The following is a 19,636-nucleotide window of genomic DNA, read 5'->3' as shown; positions in this document are numbered from 1 at the left end:
GGGATCTTCCTCACTGCTTCGGCACGAGCCCGAGGTCGAACCGTATCCCGACCTCGTCGCCCACCTTGAGCGCGCCGAGGAACGCCGAGTACGGCCGGATGCCCCATCGCGACTGCGCGACGACCGCCGAGCCCTTCACCCGCCCCTCGGCCAGCGAGCCCCGGACCTCCACGGGGCGGGTGGCGCCGGCCATCGTGAGGTCGCCCTCGACGCGGAACGACTCCGCCGTCCCCTCGATCCGTGACGACCGGAACGTGATCACCGGGTTGCGCGCGCTGTGCAGCACCTTCTCCCGGATGATCTTCTCGATCTCGGCGCGGTCGGAGGCCGTGAGCGGCTTGACGCCGCCGGTCCCCTCGCGCACCTCGAACGACCCCGCGTCGACCTCCACGGTCAACGACGAGCCGGCCGGGCCGGCGGGGTCGATCAGGGCCTCGCCGCGCCAGCGGGTGACCGCGATGGTGAGGTCATGGCCGGCCTTCGCGCCGAACCCGGCACGCGTCGTCGTGACCTCGAGCAGGCCGGACTCGGGTCCCAGCGGGTACGCGCCGGCGGTGATGCCCATCCCGGCCGCCCTAGGAGCCGGACTCGACGGTGACGAACGTCCAGGCGATGGACCGCATCCGCTCGTAGACGGCGTACACCTGCTCGTCCTCGTCTGCGCCGCTCGCCCGGTAGGCGGTGAGCGCGAGCGGGGACCCGTTGGGGGAAAGCGTGCACCAGGTGCTCCCGTCGCCCGGCGTCCAGGTGGGCGCGGGGACGACGATCAGCGGGTTGTCGGCCATCTGTGCTCGCTTTCGGTCAGGGACATGCCTCTCTTGTCCTGTGCCCGGGATACCCGACGGCGCCGAGCGCCGCACTCGTCGTCCTCGCAGTTGGGCGCTTTTTGGCGGTCGCTCGACCCTGTGCCCCCGGGTCGGGCCCCGGAAAGCGAAAGGGCCCCCGGCGGGATGACACCGCCGGAGGCCCTCGCCGACCGTCAGCGGCGCCCGGACGACACCAGCTCCCGGTCAGCCTCCTCCTGGACGAGGTCGAGGTCGTCGGCGATCTCGGCGCCCGCCACGGCGTCCGGCAGGTCGTCCTCCATCCGCCGCAGCGGCCGGTACCACAGCCCGAGCGCCCCCCACACCACGAGCAGCGCGCCGGTCACGGCCAGCAGCAGGCCCACGCCCCGCCCCGGGCCCACGCCGACGAGGTCGCCAACCACGGTGCCGTCCAGCGCCCCGCCCGGGTCGAGCAGCGGTCCGAACAGGCCGGACAGCGCCGGCGCGGACAGGAACGCCAGCGGGGTCATGGACACCGCCAGCATCTGGTTGGTGGCCAGCACCCGGCCCTGCAGCTCCAGCCCCACCTTGAGCTGGATGAGCGACAGCCAGTGCGCGTTGAGGATGCTGAGGAACAGCCACGACAGCAGCCCGCCCACGGCCGCCAGCGCGACCGACGGGCGCAGCCCGATGAGCACGATGCCCAGGCCGAAGCCGCTGACGAGGCCGACCATGCCGATGGCCCGCCGTTCCGTGCCGCCCCAGAACACCATGACGAGGGTCCCGAGGACCGCGCCCAGGCCCTGCGCCGCGGTCACCACGCCGACGCCCGCCACGTCGCCGAACGACTCCACGGTCGGCACGGTGACCGCCAGGGCGAGCATGCCCAGGTAGTTCTCCACCACGAAGAACCCGATCATGATCATGAGGGGGCGCCGCCGCACCAGGAACCGCCAGCCGCCCGCGATGGCCTGCCGGAACGTCTCCTCCAGCCGGTGGAACATCCGGTCGGGGAAACGCACCAGCAGCAGCGTGACCAGCCCGGCGGCGAAGGTGACGGCGTCCACCGCCACCACCCCGTGCAGCCCGACCAGGGAGATCAGCGCCGCCCCGGCGAGCGGCGCGACCAGCATGCCGAGCCCGGTGCCCACGTTGGCGACCGCGTTGGCCTGCATCAGGTACGGCTTGGGCACGAGCTGCGCCACGGCCGCCAGGTAGGCGGGCCGGTGGAAGGCCGTCACGAGCGACAGCACGCCCGAGACGATGCCGACCTGCCACACCTCCAGCCGGCCCGTGGCCAGCAGGATCACCACCGCGAGCGTCGCCACGGCCGACACCGCGTCACAGGCCAGCATGACCAGCCGCCGGTCCACCCGGTCGGCCACCGCCCCGCCGAGCGGCGAGGCCAGCAGCGACGGCAGCGTGGCCAGCATCGAGACGAGCGCGTAGTCCGAGACCCGCCCGCTCTCCTGGTAGGCCCACACGCCCAGCGCGAAGGCGGTGAGCGCGCTGCCCAGCAGCGAGGCGGTCTGCCCGGCGGCGACGGTGTAGAAGCGGCGCAGGTCCCGGCGGGCGCGCTCGCCGACCACCTCCACCTCGCCGACCGGCTCCGGCACCCGGCCCGCCGCCCAGGCGTTCAGGTGCCCGTCGATGATCTCGGCCAGCCCCGTGGCCTGGTGCTTGATGAAGTAGTGGCCCGCCCGGGGGATCGTGGCCAGCTCCACCCGCTCGGCGAAGGCGCCCCACTCGCGGTAACGCTCCTGGTAGAGCTCGGTGGCCCGGTCACGCTCGCCGATCACGCACAGCACCGGCGCGGAGAGCCGCCGCGCGCGCCCGCCCGCGGCGCCGCGTCCGGGCTCGCTCAGCTCGCCGCTGAACCACGCCTGCGCCTCCTCCACGTCGTGCCGCAGGCCGCGCAGCATGATCGTGGTGTCGCCGGTGTCCTCGTCGAGGGCGCCGAGCGTGCGCAGGAAGTCGCGCTGCGACCGGTCGGAGGACCACCGGTTGGCCGGGAACCTCCGATTCCACCAGGCGGAGAGCCGGCCGGGCAGGCGGGCGTCGGGGAAGCTGCCGCCGACGAACAGCCCGGCCACCGCGACGCCCGCCTCCTCCAGGCGCAGCGCCAGCTCGGTGGCCGCCGCGGAGCCGACGCAGTGCCCGTAGAGGGCGACCGGCCCGGTGCTCAGCCCGGACAGCTCCGCCAGGATCCGCTCGACCAGCTCGGGGAGGGTCAGCAGCGGCTCATCGGGCCGGGCCGGGTCGTGCCCGGGCAGCTCGACGGCCAGCACCGCCGTGCCGGGATGCCGGGCCGCCAGCTCGGTGGCCAGTGGTCCGTACGCCGCGGCCGAGCCGCCGCCGTACGGCACGCACAGCACGGTGCGGGCGGCCACGGCGGGGCCGGCCAGCCGGTGCAGCAGCCCGGGCTCGCCCGTGTCACCGGAGTCGAGGTGGGCGGCCAGCTCCCGTACGGTCGGCCGGGTGAACAGGTCGATCACCCGCAGCGCGGGATCGATCTCCCTGACCGCGCGCACCGCCATGAACGAGTCGCCGCCGAGCGCGAAGAAGTCGTCGTCGATGCCGAAGTCGTCGATCCCGAAGTCGTCACCGCCGAGCACCGCCGCCCACACCTCGGCGACGCGCCGCTCGGTCGGCGTGCCGGGCGCGACCCGTTCGGCCGCCGCGGTGACCTCCGGCATGGGCAGCGCGGCCCGGTTGACCTTGCCCAGGGGAGTGAGCGGCAGCGTGTCGAGGACCACGATGGCCGGCGGCACCATGTACTCCGGCAGCCGTTCCCGCAGGCCCGCGCGGACCGCCGCCAGATCGACGTCACCGGGCGCGATCCAGGCGACCAGCCGGCGGTTGTGCGCCTCGCCGACCGGCAGCACCGCGGCCTCCAGCACGCCCGGCTGGTCCTGCAGCGCGGCCTTGACCTCGCCCAGCTCCACCCGGAACCCGCGGATCTTCACCTGGTCGTCGACCCGGCCGAGGAACTCCAGCATGCCGTCGGCGTTCAGCCGCACGCGGTCGCCGGTGCGGTAGCAGCGGGTGGCACCGGTGACCGGGTCGGGCACGAAGCGCTCCGCGGTCAGGTCGGGCCGGCCGAGGTAGCCGCGTGCCAGGCTGGGGCCGCCGATCCACAGGTCGCCGGGGACCCCGGCGGGCAGCGGCCGGCCGGCCGGGTCGACCACGTAGCAGTCGACGTTCGGCAGCGGCCGGCCCAGCGGGACGGCGGCCGAACCGGTCGGCGTGGGCGGCGCGACGCAGCTCAGCACCGAGACCGTGGTCTCCGTCGGCCCGCAGTGGATCTGCAGCTCCAGGCCCGGCCGGGCGTCGCGGATCCGTTCGGCCAGCTCCCACGAGGTGGCCTCGCCGGCCAGGATCAGCAGCCGGGTCGGCAGCATCGCGGCCAGGTCGCCGTGCGCCGCCAGCAGCTCCAGGTGGCTGGGCACCATCTTGATCACCTCGACCGGGTGGGCGGCGAGGTGGCGGGCGAAGGCGTCGGGGTCGGTGGCGGTGTCCTGGTCGAGCAGGTGCACGGTCGTGCCGCCGAGCAGCGCCCCGAACAGGCAGGTCATCACCAGGTCCGAGGCCATCGTGGAGACCACGCCCCACGAGCCGTACGCGCCGTCGATCCGTTCGGCGACCGCCCGCAGGTACTGCAGGACGGCGCGGTGCTCGACCGCCGCGCCCTTCGGCCGGCCGGTCGAGCCCGAGGTGAACAGCACGTGCGCCAGGTGCTCCGGCGACACGGCCACGCCGGGCGAGGTCTCCGGCAGGTCCTCGGCCAGCACCTCCTCCAGCACGAGCGCGCCGGGCAGCCGCCCGGCCAGCGCCCGCTCCGCCAGCACCAGCCGCGCCCCGCAGGAGACCATGTACGCCAGGCGGTCGTCCGGGTAGGCCGGTTCGAGCGGCATGTACGCCGCCCCGGCCTTGAGCACGCCCAGGATGGCGGGGACGAGCGGCCGGTGCCGTTCGGTGAGGACGCCCACCACGTCGTCGGCGCCGACGCCGGCGGCGCGCAGCCGGTGCGCGATCCGGTTGGCCTGCCGCTCGACCTCGGCGTAGGTCAGGGTGCCCGCCGGGTCGGCGACCGCGACGGCTTCGGGGGTGCGCGCCGCCCAGTCCTCGAACCAGGCGTGCAGCGGCCGGGACAGGTCGTAGTCGCGGCGCGGCCCCGCGACCAGCGGCCCGGTGACGGGCTCCAGCGGCACGGCCGCCGCGGGGGCGTCCAGGTCGGCGAGCATGCCCTCCAGCAGGGTCACGTACCAGCCGGCCAGGCGCCGCGCGGTGTCCTCGTCGAACAGGTCCCGGCGGTAGGCCAGCGTGCCCTCGTAGTGGTCGCCGGCGTTGGCCAGCGCCAGGTTGAGGTCGTACTTGGCGGTGCGCAGGGGCGGCTCGAAGACCTCCACCTCCAGGCCGGGCAGGCGCGGCGGCTCCGGCGGGGTGTCCACGACGTTGAGCACCGCCTGGAAGACCGGGGTGGTGGCCAGGTTCCGGTCGGGGTGCAGCCGCTCCACCACCCGCTCGAACTGGATCTCCCGGTGCGCGAACGCGTCGAGCGCGAGGTCGCGCGTGCGGGCCAGCAGCTCGCGGCCGGTCGGCTCGCCGGACCGGTCGCCCCGCATGACCAGCGTGTTGACGAAGCAGCCCAGCATCCGCTCGGTGTCGGGGTGCAGCCGGCCGGCCTCCAGGACGCCGACCGGGACGTCGTCGGTCGCCGACACCCGGCCGAGCAGCTCCTGCCAGGCGGCCAGCAGCACCATGAACGGCGTGCCGCCGGCGCCCGTGGCGGCCGAGCGCACCTTCGCCGTGAGCTCGGGGCCGAGCACGAGCGGGACCTCGCCGCCCGTCCAGTCGGCCACGGACGGGCGGGGCCGGTCCGTCGGCAGGTCGAGCACCGGTTCGAGCCCGGCGAGCCGGTCGAGCCACCAGCTCACGTCGCCTTCCGGCTGTTCGGCGAGCCAGCGGGCGTAGTCGCCGTAGCGCACCCGCGGCCGTGCCGGCCGCTCGCCCAGGCCCAGCTCGGCGGTGTACAGCGCGGCCAGCTCGGCCAGCGCCACGTCCCGGGACCAGGCGTCGAAGGCGATGTGGTGGACGGTCAGCAGCAGCACGTGCTCGTCGTCGTCCAGCCGGAAGAGCGTCGCCCGCGTCGGTGGCTCGGCGCCCAGCTCGAACGGCCGGTACGCCTCCCGCTCCAGGGCGGCCCCGAGCCGGTCCGGCCCGGTCACGTCCTCGACCGTGATCGGCACCCGGTCCGCGCCGACCACCACCGTGCGGTCCTGCTCGACCAGCGTGCGCAGCACCTCGTGCCGCTCGGTCAGCTCCCGCACGGCGTTCAGCAGCGCGGCGGTGTCGAGCGCACCGCGCATGCGCACGGCCGTCGGGACGTTGTAGGCGCCCCGCTCGCCGGGCTCGGCGAGCTGCGCCAGGAACCACAGCCGCGCCTGCGCCGGCGAGGGCGGCGCGGGCTCGTCACCGGCCGCGGCGGGGATGCCGGGCACGGCGCGGGCCGCGGTACGGCGGGCGGCGGCCAGCCGCTCCGCCAGCCGGTCCTGCAACTGGGTCAACGCCCCGCCTCCAGCTCCGTCATCAGCAGCTTCTCGACGGCGGCGGCGAACGCGCCCAGCACCGGCCGTTCGAACAGCAGCCGCACCGGCACCTCCATGGCCAGCGCCTCCCTGAGCCGCCCGGCGACGAGCATGGCCGCCAGCGAGTGGCCGCCGACCGCGAAGAAGTCGTCGTCGACGCCGACGCTCCCCAGGCCCAGCACCGCCTGCCACACCTCGGCCACCAGCAGCTCGGCGTCGCTGCTGGGCGGCACCTGCGCCCGGGCGACGCGGTCCGGCCTGGGCAGGGCGGCCCGGTCGGTCTTGCCCGAGGAGGTGGTGGGCAGCGCGTCCAGCGTCACCCACTGGCGCGGGATCATGTAGTCGGGCAGCCGCTCGCGCAGCGCCGTCTCCAGCAGGGCGGTGTCGGCCGCGCCGACCACGTAGCCCACGAGGTGGTCCTCGTGCACGACGACGGCCGCGTCGCTCACGCTCTCGCGCAGCGCGGCCTCGATCTCGCCGAGCTCGATCCGGTGCCCGCGCACCTTGACCTGCTGGTCCCGGCGGCCGAGGAAGTCCAGGGTGCCGTCGGCGCGCCAGCGCGCCAGGTCGCCCGTACGGTAGCGGCGCTCGCCGGGCGCGAGCGGGTCGTCGGCGAACGCGCCGCTCGGCACGCCCCGGTACCCCCGGGCCACGCCCGCGCCGCCGATCCACAGCTCGCCCGGCACGCCGGGCGGCAGGAGGCGTCCGGCCTGGTCCAGGACGTAGGCGCGCTCGCCGGGCAGCGGCCCGCCGATGGACACCGTCTCGCCGGCCGGGGCGGTGATCCGCGTCATGGTGGAGTAGACGGTCGTCTCGGTCGGGCCGTAGGAGTTCCACAGCTCGCCGATCCGGGCCGCGAGCTGGTCGGCCAGCGCCGGGTCCAGCACCTCGCCGATGCTCACCACCCGTACGCGCCCGCCGCCCGCCCAGCCCGCGGCCACGAGCATGCGCAGCGTGGTGGGGGTGGCCGTCAGCAGCGTGACGCCGCACTCGTCGATGCGCCGGGCGACGGCGTGGCCGTCCAGGGCCGCCTCGCGGTCCAGCAGCTCCAGCCGGAGCCCGTTGCACAGGCTGACCCACAGGTCGAAGCCGAAGACGTCGAAGGAGAAGGGGGTGAGGCCGAGCATGACGTCGTCGTCGCGGACGCCGGGCATGACCCGCATGGCCGCCACGAACGCCGCCAGGTTGGCGTGCGTGACCTGCACGCCCTTGGGCCGCCCGGTCGAGCCGGAGGTGTAGAGCACGTAGGCCAGGTCGCCCGGGGCCGGCTCATGGGGGATCGGGCCCCCGTCCGGCAGCGCGGCGAGGTCCAGCACGGTCGCGCCCGTCGGCTCGGCCAGCAGGCGCGCGGTCCCGGTGGTCCCGGCGGCGGCGAGCACCACCCGGGCCCCCGAGTCGGCGAGCTGGTGCCGCAGCCGCTCGGCCGGATGGTCGGGTTCGAGCGGCACGTACGCCGCGCCCGCCCGCGCCACGCCGAGCAGGGCCGCCGGCAGGAAGCGGTCGCGCGGCAGGCACACGCCGACGACCCGGTCCCCGGCCGGTCCGGAGGCGTACGCCTCGGCCACGGCGGCGGCCACGCGGGCCGAGATCGCGGCGAGTTCGGCGTAGGTCAGCTCACCGGTCCCGTCGGCGACCGCGACGCGCTCCGGATGGCGCGCGGCCCGCGCCAGCACCTCGTGCGCGACCGTGGCGGTCTCCAGCGGGGGCAGCGGCGCGCCGGTGCCCCAGGCGAGCAGCGTGGCCCGCTCCTCGGCGGTGACCAGCCGGAGCTCCGACAGCGGCAGGTCCGGGCCGGCCACCGCGGCCTCCAGCAGCCGCATGAGCCGGTCGGCGAAGGCGTCGGCCTCCTCCCGGGTGAACAGGTCGACGTCGTACTCGAACTGGACCTCCACCCCCGCCGACGTGGTGTTGACGAACAGCGTGTACGGGGCCTGCGCCCCGCCGCCGCTGAGCTCGCCGAGCAGCTCCACCGCCAGACCGTCGCGCTCCAGCCGCACCGGCACGGACGGCGGCTGGTAGGAGAGCACGACGGGGGTGAGCATGGTGCCGCGCGGGCGCTCGATGCCGGAGACGGCCAGCCGCTCCTCGGGGGCCAGGCCGACGTGGTCGAGGGAGCGGGCCGTGGCGGTCGCCGCGCGGGTGACGGCCCGCCGTACCGACAGCTCGCCGTCCAGGCGCAGCCGTACGGGCAGCACGTCGACCAGCGGGCCGACGAGGCCCTCCAGCTCGGGGTGGGCGCGGTCGGCGACGGCGGCGCCGAGCAGCACGTCGGACCGGTCGGTCTGCGCCGCGACCAGCAGCCCGAGGACGGCGAAGTACACCGCGAACGGGGTCGTGCCGGTCGCCGCGGCCAGCGCGGCCACCCCGGCCGCCGTCTCGGGCCGCACCTCGCGGACCAGGCGGGTGCCACGGAAGCGGCTGGGACCGCCCTCGGCGCGGGCCGACAGATCGTACGGCGGCGCCGCCCCGGCCAGCTCCCCGGCCCAGAACGCGCGCAGCCGTTCGGTCCGCGCGGGGTCGGCGGCCAGTTCCCGCTCCAGCAGGGCCACGTCGCCGACCTGGACGGCGGGCGGGGTGACGGTGCCGGTCAGCGCCTCCATCAGCGCGGCGTTGGACCAGCCGTCGTAGGCGGTGTGGTCGGTGACGACGATCAGCTCGGCCGTCCGCTCGCCGCGCCAGAGCAGCGCCGCGCGCAGCAGCGGCACGTCGGCGGAGATGTCGAAGCCGTGGACGGCGAGCCGTTCGGCCAGGCCGGGGGAGTAGGGGTGCTCCTCCAGCGGGACCGGCGCGGGCGGGCGCACCTCGGCGGCCGGCTCGCCGTCCGGGCCGACGACGGTGACCGTGCGCAGCACCTCGTGCTCGCGGACCAGCCCGTCCAGCGCGGCCCTGACCGGCTCGGTGGAGTCCAGCTCGGTCAGCAGCAGGCGGAAGGCGAGCGTCGTGGCGTTGCGGGTGTGGCTGACCTCGCGCAGCAGCCACATGCCGTACTGCGCGGCGGTGAGGGGGTAGCGGGTCGTGCCGTGGTGGCGGACCGGCCGGGGCGCGCCGGAGCCGGTCGCGGTCTCCTCGATGAGCGGGGCCAGCTCGGCGATCGTGGGCCGGCCGAGGAACGTGGTGAGCGCCACGCGCGCGCCCAGCTCGCGCTCGATGACCGCGCAGATCCGGGCGGCGGCCAGCGAGTGCCCGCCCAGGTCGATGAAGTGGTGGTGGACGCCGACCTGCTCGACGCCGAGGACGTCGCCGACGATCTCGGCGAGGCGCCGCTCGATGTCGGTGCGCGGCGCCACGTACGGGCCCAGCTCGGGGGCGAACTCCATCGCGGGGAGGGCGGCCCGGTCGATCTTGCCGGTGGGGCCGAGCGGGATGCGGTCCATGATGGCGATCCGGGACGGCACCATGTAGTCGGGCAGGTGCCTGCGCATCCACTCGCGCAGCGCGTCCTCGCGCAGGTCGTCGTGCCCGGCGGCGGGCTCCACGTAGGCGACCAGGCGGCGCACCTCGCGAGCGTCGTCCTGGGTCAGCACCGCCGCGTGGTTCACGCCGGGGTGCCGGGTCAGCGTGCCCTGCACCTCGCCCAGCTCGACACGGAACCCGGCCACCTTGACCTGGTCGTCGTTGCGTCCCGCGTAGTGGTAGACGTCGTTCTCGCGGCGGACCAGGTCACCGGTGCGGTAGTGGCGCACCCCGTCCTCGTCGGTCACGAAACGCTCGGCGGTCAGCTCGGGCCGGTTCAGATAGCCCCGGCCGACCAGCGGCCCGGCCACCCACAGCTCGCCGATCTCGCCCTCTCCCAGGGGCCGCCCCTCCGGGTCGCGCACGCTGAGCAGCGATCCCGCGTAGGCCGAGCCGATCGGCGGCTCGCCCTTGTCGTCGCGGGTCACCTCGTACGAGGTGCAGGTGACGGTGCACTCGGTGGGCCCGTACACGTTGACGACCCGCCGGACGCCGGGGTTGGCGTAGATGCGGTCCACCAGCGCCCTGGTCAGCGGCTCGCCACCGGCCATCACCATCCGCGTCGCGGCGGGCAGCGGCTCGCTCAGCAGGGCGACCAGCGCGGACGGCGCGCCGTACACGGCCGTCACCTCCTCGCGCGCCGGGAGCGTGGGCAGGGCCAGCAGGTTGTCGGCGACGATCACGGTGCCGCCGGTGACCAGGGGCAGGAACATCTGCGTCACCGAGGGGTCGAAGCACACCGACGTGGCGAACAGCATGCCGTCCAGCTCGCCGGCGTAGCGCTCGGCCTCGTGGCGCAGCAGCGCCATGACGTTGTGGTGCTCGACGACCACGCCCTTGGGGCGTCCGGTCGAGCCGGAGGTGTAGATCACGTACGCGGCGTCCGCGGGGCCGCCCCGCTCGGGGCCGTCGTCCTGGGGATGCTCGCCCAGGGCCTCCACGAGCAGCGCCTCGGCGCCGGAGGCGGCCAGCACGGCCTCCTGCCGCCGGGCCACGGGGCCCGAGGTGATCAGCTGCGCCATGCCCGCGTCGGCGGCGATGAACTCCAGCCGGTCGGCGGGGTAGGCCGGGTCCAGCGGCACGTACGCCGCGCCGGTCTTCCAGACGCCGAGCAGCGCGGCGATCAGCGTGTGGTCGCGGTCCAGGCACACGCCCACGGAGTCGCCCGGACCCGTGCCCCGCGCCCGCAGCGCCCGGGCGATCCGTTCCGCGTGCGCGTCGAGCTCGGCGTACGTCACCCGGGTCGTGCCCGCCACGACGGCGACGTGTTCGGGTGTGCGTCGTGCCTGGCCGGCGAAAGCCTCGTGAACACGGTCGGTGTCGAGGAAGGTACCCACCAAAGATCTCCCGCGTCAGGGTGGATTGATCGCGGCAAGGCTCGCACGTCCAGCGACACCGGCGAGATTTAGGCAGGTTCCGTTACCATAACAATGATCATTGCGATAAGTGACACGAAATGTCCGATTAGTGATCTCCGCTGGAGACGCGGGATCGCGGCGCGCCGTCCCGTGCTCGGCCATGCGGCTCCCTGTGGGCGCGTCACTTGACGTGATCTTGGCCTGGGGGGCGGCCGTCAAGCGGCCGGCGCCGGCCGCACACCGCGTAGAAAAGCCATCAATATTCCGACGATGGCCGTATGAATCCCGTCAAGAAGCGCCAAAGCCCCAAAATCCGGCGATTTGCTGTGATGTGAGGCCGCCCGTCCGGGGGGCCGCAACGCAGGAAACCTAGGCGAGGAGTGGGGATGGCCGACGTCATCTTCGTCGCCCTGACGATCGCGGTCTTCGTGGTCCTCGGGCTCGTGGTCAAGGCGGTGGAGCGGCTGTGAGCGCCGTCAACGCCATAGGTCTGATCGGCGCCGTCGTGCTGGTGAGCTTCATGGTCGCCGCCCTCCTCCACCCGGAGCGCTTCTAGATGGCCGCCCTGTTCATCGGCGCGCTCGTCGTCGCCCTGGCGCTGGTCCACAAGCCGCTGGGTGACCACATGTACCGCGTCTACACCGGGGTCAGGCACAGCCGGGCCGAGCGCGTGGTCTACCGCCTGGTGGGCGTGCGGCCCGAGGCGGAGCAGCGCTGGCCCGTCTACGCGCGCAGCCTGCTCGCCTTCTCCGCCGTCTCGATCCTCTTCCTGTACGCCTTCCAGCGCCTGCAGGACAAGCTGTTCCTGTCGCTGGGCCTCGCCCCCGTGCCCGACCACATCGCCTGGAACACCGCCGTCAGCTTCGTGACCAACACGAACTGGCAGGCGTACGCCGGCGAGTCCACGATGGGGCACCTGGTGCAGATGGCCGGGCTGGCGGTGCAGAACTTCGTCTCCGCCGCGGTCGGCATGGCGGTCGCCGTCGCCCTCGTCCGCGGGTTCGCCCGCGACGGCGCCGACACCATCGGCAACTTCTGGGTCGACCTGGTACGCGGAACGCTGCGCGTCCTGCTGCCCATCGCCTTCGCCGGAGCGATCGTCCTGGTCGTGGGCGGCGTGGTGCAGAACTTCACCGGGCCGCACGCGATCACCACCCTCACGGGCGGCACGCAGCACATGACCGGCGGTCCGGTGGCGAGCCAGGAGGTCATCAAGGAGCTAGGCACGAACGGCGGCGGCTTCTACAACACCAACTCGGCGCACCCCTTCGAGAACGCCACGAGCTGGACCAACTGGTTCGAGATCCTCCTCATCCTGCTGATCCCGTTCAGCCTGCCGCGCACCTTCGGCAAGATGGTCGGCCAGGTGCGCCAGGGCTACGCCATCGCCGCCGTCATGGGCGTCATCGCGCTGGCCTCGGTGACCCTGACCACGGTGTTCGAGCTGCACGGCGCCGCCACGGTCCCGCAGGCCGTCGGCGCGGCGATGGAGGGCAAGGAGGTCCGCTTCGGCGTGGCCAACTCCGCCACCTTCGCGGCGGCGACGACCCTCACCTCCACCGGGGCGGTCGACTCCTTCCACGACTCCTCCACCCCGTTCGGCGGCATGATGACGCTGTTCGACATGATGCTGGGCGAGGTGGCCCCCGGCGGCGTGGGCTCCGGCCTGTACGGCATGCTCGTCCTGGCCCTGATCACGGTCTTCGTGGCCGGCCTCATGGTCGGGCGCACCCCCGAGTACCTGGGCAAGAAGGTCGGCGCCCGCGAGATCAAGCTGGCCTCGCTGTACTTCCTCGTCACGCCGGTGCTGGTGCTGGCCGGCACGGCGGTCGCCATGGCGAACCAGGCCGGGCTCGCGGCGATGCTGAACACCGGCCCGCACGGGCTGTCGGAGATCCTCTACGCCTTCACCAGCGCCTCCAACAACAACGGCTCCGCCTTCGCCGGCGCCACGGTCAACACGCCCTGGTACGACGTCGCCCTCGGCCTGTCCATGGCGTTCGGCCGCTTCCTGCCGATCGTCCTCGTGCTGGCCCTGGCCGGCTCGCTGGCCCGGCAGACCCCTGTGCCCGAGTCGGCCGGCACGCTCCCGACCCACCGCCCGCAGTTCGTCGGCATGGTGGTCGGCGTCACGATCATCCTGGTCGCCCTCACCTTCCTCCCCGCGCTCGCGCTCGGCCCGATCGCAGAAGGACTGTCCTGATGTCCACGCACGTGCTCGAAGGCGCCCCCGAACGGGTCGGCGGCGGCCTGCTCGACCCCCGGCAGCTCCTCACGTCGCTGCCCGAGGCCCTGCGCAAGCTCAACCCGGCCACGCTGTGGCGCAACCCGGTCATGCTGATCGTCGAGATCGGCGCGCTGGCCACCACGGTCCTGGCCGCCACCACCGAGACCTCGTTCTTCGGCTGGGCGATCGCCGGGTGGCTCTGGCTGACGGTCGTCTTCGCCAACCTGGCCGAGGCTGTCGCCGAGGGGCGCGGCAAGGCGCAGGCCGCCACGCTGCGCGCGGCCAAGCGCGACACCACCGCGCGCCGCCTGCGTGAGCGGACCTCCGCGGAGTGGGACGTGGTCGGCGCGGCCGAACTCAGGCAGGGCGACTTCGTCGTCGTCGAGGCCGGTGAGACCGTCCCCGGTGACGGCGACGTGGTCGAGGGCATCGCGTCCGTGGACGAGTCGGCCATCACCGGCGAGTCGGCCCCGGTGATCCGCGAGTCCGGCGGCGACCGCTCCGCGGTGACGGGCGGCACGAAGGTGCTGTCGGACCGGATCGTCGTCGTGATCACGCAGCGGCCCGGCGAGAGCTTCGTGGACCGGATGATCGCCCTGGTCGAGGGCGCGAACCGGCAGAAGACGCCCAACGAGATCGCCCTCAACATCCTGCTCGCCGCGCTGACGATCGTCTTCCTGGTCGCCACCGCCACCATGCAGCCGCTGGCCATCTACTCCATGGCCGTCAACCCGGGGGTGCCCGACTCCCTCGCGCTCACCTCCGACGGTGTCACCGGGATCGTGCTGGTCTCGCTGGTCGTCTGCCTGATCCCGACCACGATCGGCGCGCTGCTGTCGGCCATCGGCATCGCGGGCATGGACCGTCTCGTGCAGCGCAACGTCCTCGCGATGTCCGGCCGCGCCGTGGAGGCCGCGGGCGACGTCTCGACGCTGCTGCTGGACAAGACCGGCACGATCACGCTGGGCAACCGGCAGGCCGGCGAGTTCGTGCCGATCCGCGGCGTCACCGAGGAGGAGCTCGCCAAGGCGGCGCAGCTGTCCAGCCTCGCCGACGAGACGCCCGAGGGCCGCTCCATCGTCGTCCACGCCAAGGAGGTGTACGGCCTGCGCGAGCGCGAGCCGGGCGAGCTGACCCACGCCACGTGGGTGCCCTTCACCGCGCAGACCCGCATGTCGGGGGTGGACCTGGACGGCCGGGAGATCCGCAAGGGCGCCGCCACGGCGGTCATGACGTGGGTGCGCGACCACGGCGGCCACCCGGCCGACGAGGTCGGGCGCCTCGTGGACGGCATCTCCGCCAGCGGCGGCACGCCGCTGGTCGTGGCCGAGAAGGGCCGGGTGCTCGGCGTCATCCACCTCAAGGACGTCGTGAAGAAGGGCATGCGGGAGCGCTTCGACGAGATGCGCCGCATGGGCATCCGCACCGTCATGATCACCGGCGACAACCCGCTGACCGCTCGGGCCATCGCGGAGGAGGCCGGCGTGGACGACTTCCTCGCCGAGGCCACGCCCGAGGACAAGCTGGCGCTGATCAAGAAGGAGCAGGAGGGCGGACGGCTGGTCGCGATGACCGGGGACGGCACCAACGACGCCCCCGCCCTCGCCCAGGCCGACGTCGGCGTGGCCATGAACACCGGCACCTCCGCCGCCAAGGAGGCCGGGAACATGGTGGACCTCGACTCCAACCCCACCAAGCTCATCGAGATCGTGGAGATCGGCAAGCAGCTCCTCATCACGCGCGGCGCGCTGACCACGTTCTCGATCGCCAACGACGTCGCGAAGTACTTCGCGATCATCCCGGCGATGTTCGCCGCGGTCTACCCGGGCCTGGACGCGCTCAACGTCATGGGCCTGGCCAGTCCCCAGTCGGCGATCCTCGCCGCAGTGATCTTCAACGCCCTGGTGATCATCGCGCTGATCCCGCTCGCCCTGCGCGGCGTGCGCTACCGCCCCTCCGGCGCCTCCAAGCTCCTCAGCCGCAACCTGTACGTCTACGGCCTGGGCGGCATCGTGGCCCCCTTCGCCGGCATCAAGCTCATCGACCTGCTCATCCAGTTCCTTCCGGGGATGTCGTAAATGGACCACATGCCAAGCTGGATCCGCCGGCACCTCGCCGCCGTCCGGGCGCTCGTCGTGCTGACGCTGGTCACGGGCGCGCTCTACCCGCTCGCGGTGACCGGCGTGGCCCAGCTCCTGTTCGACCGCCAGGCCAACGGCTCCCTGATCGAGCGGGACGGCAGGACCGTCGGCAGCGCGATCGTCGGCCAGAGCTTCACCGACGCCGCCGGCAAGCCCGTCGCGACGTACTTCCAGTCCCGGCCGTCGGCCGCCGGCGACGGCTACGACATGCTCTCCACCGCGGCGAGCAACCTCGGCCCGGAGGACGTCGTGGACACGCCCGGCCGCGCGTCGCTGCTCACCCAGGTCTGCGCCCGCTCCAGGGCGATCGGCGAGCGGGAGGGCGTCAGCGGCGCCCGGCCGTACTGCACGCCGGACGGGGTCGGCGCGGTGCTGAAGGTCTTCCCGGTCGCCGGCCGGCCGGTGCGGGCCGTGTCGGTCAACCAGCCCTGTCCCGCGACGCCGTTCGTCGCCGAGTACCGTGGCGTCAAGGTCGAGTGCGCGCGGCCCGGCGAGGACTACGCGGCCGGCCGCACCGTCCCCGTCCGCGGCGGCGTGACGCAGGCGGCCGTCCAGGTGCCCGCCGACGCGGTGACCGCCGGCGGCTCCGGGCTCGACCCGCACATCTCGCTCGCCTACGCCCGGCTCCAGGCGCCGCGGGTGGCCAGGGAGAGAGGAGTCGGCGTGGACCGGATCCGGGCCCTCATCAGGGAGCACACCACCGGCAGGGCGCTCGGCTTCATGGGCGAGCCCGCGGTCAACGTGCTCGAACTCAACCTGGCCCTCGACCGGTCATGACCAGGGGTCGCCTGCGGGTCTACCTCGGGGCGGCCCCCGGGGTCGGCAAGACGTACGCGATGCTCGGCGAGGGCCGGCGCGCCCGGCAGCGCGGCCGGGACGTGGTCGTGGGGTTCGTCGAGACCCACGGCCGCGCCCGCACCGCCGAGCTGCTGGAGGGGCTGGAGGTCGTGCCCCGCCGCACCCTCGTCCACCGGGGCGTGAGCTTCACCGAGCTGGACGTGGACGCGGTCGTCGCCCGCGCCCCCAGGGTGGCGCTCATCGACGAGCTGGCCCACACCAACGTGCCCGGCTCGCGCAACGCCAAGCGCTGGCAGGACATCGAGGAGATCCTGGACGCCGGCGTGGACGTCGTCACCACGGTCAACATCCAGCACCTGGAGTCGGTCAACGACGTCGTCGAGCAGATCACCGGCATCGCGCAGCGGGAGACCGTGCCGGACGAGGTGGTGCGCCGCGCCGACCAGGTCGAGCTGGTGGACATGTCGCCGGAGGCGCTGCGCCGCCGGCTGGCCCACGGCAACGTGTACGCGCCGGAGAAGGTGGACGCGGCGCTGTCCAACTTCTTCCGCGAGGGCAACCTGACGGCGCTGCGGGAGCTGGCGCTGCTGTGGGTGGCGGGCAAGGTGGACGAGCAGCTCGACCGCTACCGCGCCGCCCACGGCATCGAGGGCACGTGGGAGGCGCGCGAGCGGGTCGTGGTGGCGGTGACCGGCGGGCCGGAGGGCGACACCCTGGTCCGGCGGGCGGCCCGGATCGCCGCGCGGTCCAAGGGCGCCGACCTGCTGGCCGTCCACGTCACCAGCGCGGACGGCCTGGCCGGCGGCGACCCCGCCAACCTGACCCGGCAGCGGGCGCTGGTGGAGTCGCTGGGCGGCACGTACCACCAGGTGGTCGGCGACGACGTGCCTGGGGCGCTGCTGGACTTCGCGCGCGGCGTCAACGCCACCCAGCTCGTGCTCGGCGCCTCCCGGCGGGGCCGGTTCGCGCAGCTGCTCTCGCGCGGTGTGGGGGTGGAGACGACGGCCCGGTCCGGCAGCATCGACGTCCACATGATCACGCACGCGGAGGCGCAGCGGGGCCGGGAGCGGCCCGCCCGTTCGCGCGCCGCGCTCACCAGGCGCCGCAGGGTGGCCGGATGGCTGGTCGCGGTCGCCGGGATGCCGCTGCTGACCCTGGCCCTCCTGCCGTTCCGCGCCGTGGTCTCGCTGCCCAGCGAGATCCTGCTGTTCCTGTGCCTGGTCATCGGGGTCGCGCTGGCCGGCGGCATGTGGCCGGCCGTGACCGCGGCGGTCGGCGGGTCGATGCTGCTCAACTGGTTCTTCACCCCGCCGACCGGCGAGTTCACCATCGCCGATCCGGAGAATCTCCTCGCCCTGGTGGTCTTCGTGCTGGTCGCGGGTGTGGTCAGCACGGTCGTGGACCTCGCGGCCCGCCGTACCCGGGAGGCCATGCGCGCGCAGGCCGACGCCGAGCTGCTGTCCACGCTCGCCGGGCACGTGCTGCGCGGTGAGGCGGCGCTGCCCTCGCTGCTGGCCCGGCTGCGCGAGACGTTCGGCCTGACCTCCGTCACCCTGCTGGAACGCGTCGGACCGCCGAGCCCGGACGACCCGGCCGAGCCGCGGGCGTGGCGCATCCTGGCCACCGCCGGGGGCGCGCCGGTCACCTGCCCCGCCGGGGCCGACACCGACGTGACGGTGCGCGACGGCCTGGTGCTGGCGGCGCGCGGGCGGCTGCCCGCCGCCAGCGACCGGCGGGTGCTGGAGGCGTTCGCCGCCGAGATCGCCGTCGCGCTGCGCCAGGAACGGCTGCGCGAGCAGGCCGAGCTGGCCGAGCCGCTGGCCGAGGCCGACCGGATGCGGACCGCGCTGCTGGCCGCCGTCAGCCACGACCTGCGCACCCCGCTCGCCTCGGCCAAGGCCGCCGTGGACAGCCTGAACGCCACCGACGTCACCTGGTCCGCCGAGGACCGGGCCGAGCTGCTGGCCACCGCCGAGGAGTCCCTGGACAAGCTGAACCGGCTGGTGGAGAACCTGCTCGACATGAGCCGCCTGCAGGCCGGCGTCCTCGGGGTGGCGCTCCAGCCCCTCGCCGTGGCGGAGATCGTCCCGCCGGCCATCGACGACCTGGGCCCGCTGGGCGACAGGGTGGAGAGCGACATCCCGTTCGAGCTGCCCGAGGTGGTGGCCGATCCGGCGCTGCTCGAACGGGTGCTGGTCAACCTGCTGTCGAACGCGGTGCGCTACAGTCCGGCCGACCGGAAGGCGCTGATCAGCGCGAGCTGGCACGGCGACCAGGTGGAGGTCCGGGTGATCGACCGCGGCCCCGGCATACCGCCCGAGGCGCACGACCGCGTCTTCATGCCGTTCCAGCGGCTGGGCGACCGCGACAACCACACCGGCGTCGGCCTCGGGCTCGCCCTCTCGCGCGGACTGGCCGAGGCCATGGGCGGCACGCTCGTCCCCGACGAGACACCAGGGGGAGGTCTCACCATGATCCTCGCATTGCCCATCTCGTCCCGGTCGGTGACGCCGTGACCCGCGTCCTCGTCGTCGACGACGAGCCGCAGTTGCTCAGGGCGCTGCGGATCAACCTCGTCGCCCGCCACTACGAGGTCGCGACGGCCCCGGACGGCGGGGCCGCGCTGCGCCAGGCCGCGGAGTTCCATCCCGACCTGGTCCTGCTCGACCTCGGGCTGCCCGACCTGGACGGCCTGGACGTCATCCACGGGCTGCGCGGCTGGACCACCGTCCCGATCATCGTGCTGACCGGCCGGTACGCGCACCAGGACAAGATCGAGGCGCTGGACGCGGGCGCCGACGACTACGTGACCAAGCCGTTCGACATGGAGGAGCTGCTCGCCCGCATCCGCGCGGTCACCCGCCGGGCGGGCCTGCACGAGGAGGAGCTGGCCAAGATCCAGATCGGTGACCACACGGTGGACCTGACCGCCAAGACGATCTCCGGGGACGTGCGGCTGACCCCGACCGAGTGGGGCATCCTGGAGATCCTGCTCCGCAACCCGGGCAAGCTCGTCGGCCAGCGCCACCTGCTGGCGGAGGTGTGGGGGAGCGGCCACGTCAAGGAGACGCACTACCTGCGCCAGTACATGGCCCAGTTGCGCAAGAAACTCGAACGGGACCCCGCGCATCCGGCCCACCTGATCACGGAGCCGGGCATGGGATATCGCTTCAAGCCGTGACGTCTCCCCGGCCAAGCCGAAATAGCCGAAAAATATGCATTCATACGCATTCTTGACGCCCTCACCTGGCCATTTCCCCTTCCGGGCTGGGTAGGGTGCTTTCGGCTTTAGGCGTGTTTCGTGAAG

Annotated in this window: 10 protein-coding genes; 6 read left to right on the top strand and 4 right to left on the bottom strand. The window is 73.8% G+C overall.

Features of this window, described 5'->3' with window-relative positions:
- Window positions 1-10: 10 nt before the first annotated feature.
- The 4 genes from HT134_RS37465 to HT134_RS37450 all read right to left on the bottom strand — a co-directional run bounded on the left by HT134_RS37465 (window position 11) and on the right by HT134_RS37450 (window position 11,142).
- Complete coding sequence (locus tag HT134_RS37465; protein WP_175605229.1) at window positions 11-565, bottom strand: YceI family protein; 555 nt, start codon at window positions 563-565, stop codon at window positions 11-13.
- A gap of 10 nt (window positions 566-575) precedes the next feature.
- A complete protein-coding gene (locus HT134_RS37460) occupies window positions 576-785 on the bottom strand; it encodes a hypothetical protein (RefSeq protein ID WP_175605228.1) in 210 nt (69 codons plus the stop codon).
- A gap of 194 nt (window positions 786-979) precedes the next feature.
- Entirely contained in the window at window positions 980-6,331 is a 5,352-nt protein-coding gene (locus HT134_RS37455) for a non-ribosomal peptide synthetase/MFS transporter (protein ID WP_175605227.1), read from the bottom strand.
- Window positions 6,328-11,142 (bottom strand): non-ribosomal peptide synthetase, encoded by a 4,815-nt coding sequence (locus HT134_RS37450; protein ID WP_175605226.1) that lies wholly within the window; start codon window positions 11,140-11,142, stop codon window positions 6,328-6,330. The genes HT134_RS37455 and HT134_RS37450 overlap by 4 nt, the downstream gene beginning before the upstream one ends.
- Before the next feature lie 487 nt (window positions 11,143-11,629).
- On the opposite strand from HT134_RS37450, the gene HT134_RS37440 reads away from it, so the two are divergent.
- Genes HT134_RS37440 through HT134_RS37415 form a run of 6 tightly spaced genes read left to right on the top strand, consistent with a single transcriptional unit; the run spans window position 11,630 to window position 19,510 of the window.
- Window positions 11,630-11,719, top strand: coding sequence for a K(+)-transporting ATPase subunit F (locus HT134_RS37440; protein WP_175605225.1), 90 nt, complete (start codon window positions 11,630-11,632; stop codon window positions 11,717-11,719).
- Window positions 11,720-13,366 (top strand): potassium-transporting ATPase subunit KdpA, encoded by a 1,647-nt coding sequence (gene kdpA / locus HT134_RS37435; protein WP_175605224.1) that lies wholly within the window; start codon window positions 11,720-11,722, stop codon window positions 13,364-13,366. It abuts the gene before it with no gap.
- Window positions 13,366-15,468: a potassium-transporting ATPase subunit KdpB gene (gene kdpB / locus HT134_RS37430; RefSeq protein ID WP_175605223.1), complete on the top strand. Its 2,103-nt coding sequence runs from the start codon at window positions 13,366-13,368 to the stop codon at window positions 15,466-15,468. The genes kdpA and kdpB overlap by 1 nt, the downstream gene beginning before the upstream one ends.
- On the top strand, window positions 15,469-16,308 hold the full coding sequence (locus HT134_RS37425) for a potassium-transporting ATPase subunit C (protein WP_175605222.1): 840 nt from the start codon (window positions 15,469-15,471) through the stop codon (window positions 16,306-16,308).
- Complete coding sequence (locus tag HT134_RS37420; protein WP_175605221.1) at window positions 16,305-18,845, top strand: DUF4118 domain-containing protein; 2,541 nt, start codon at window positions 16,305-16,307, stop codon at window positions 18,843-18,845. The genes HT134_RS37425 and HT134_RS37420 overlap by 4 nt, the downstream gene beginning before the upstream one ends.
- Entirely contained in the window at window positions 18,842-19,510 is a 669-nt protein-coding gene (locus HT134_RS37415; RefSeq protein WP_175605220.1) for a response regulator, read from the top strand. Before HT134_RS37420 ends, HT134_RS37415 begins: the two co-directional genes overlap by 4 nt.
- Window positions 19,511-19,636: the final 126 nt, after the last annotated feature.

It is taken from the genome of Nonomuraea rhodomycinica (assembly GCF_013363995.1).
Classification (GTDB): domain Bacteria; phylum Actinomycetota; class Actinomycetes; order Streptosporangiales; family Streptosporangiaceae; genus Nonomuraea; species Nonomuraea rhodomycinica.
Note: the sequence above shows the minus strand (reverse complement) of the source record. Positions and strands in the feature narration are given on the sequence as shown.

Excerpts from the sequence above, each read along its gene's own strand:
- kdpB (WP_175605223.1), top strand. The coding sequence starts at position 13,366 with ATGTCCACGCACGTGCTCGAAGGCGCCCCCGAACGGGTCGGCGGCGGC.
- HT134_RS37460 (WP_175605228.1), bottom strand. The coding sequence starts at position 785 with ATGGCCGACAACCCGCTGATCGTCGTCCCCGCGCCCACCTGGACGCCG.
- HT134_RS37465 (WP_175605229.1), bottom strand. The coding sequence starts at position 565 with ATGGGCATCACCGCCGGCGCGTACCCGCTGGGACCCGAGTCCGGCCTG.
- HT134_RS37425 (WP_175605222.1), top strand. The coding sequence starts at position 15,469 with ATGGACCACATGCCAAGCTGGATCCGCCGGCACCTCGCCGCCGTCCGG.
- HT134_RS37420 (WP_175605221.1), top strand. The coding sequence starts at position 16,305 with ATGACCAGGGGTCGCCTGCGGGTCTACCTCGGGGCGGCCCCCGGGGTC.
- kdpA (WP_175605224.1), top strand. The coding sequence starts at position 11,720 with ATGGCCGCCCTGTTCATCGGCGCGCTCGTCGTCGCCCTGGCGCTGGTC.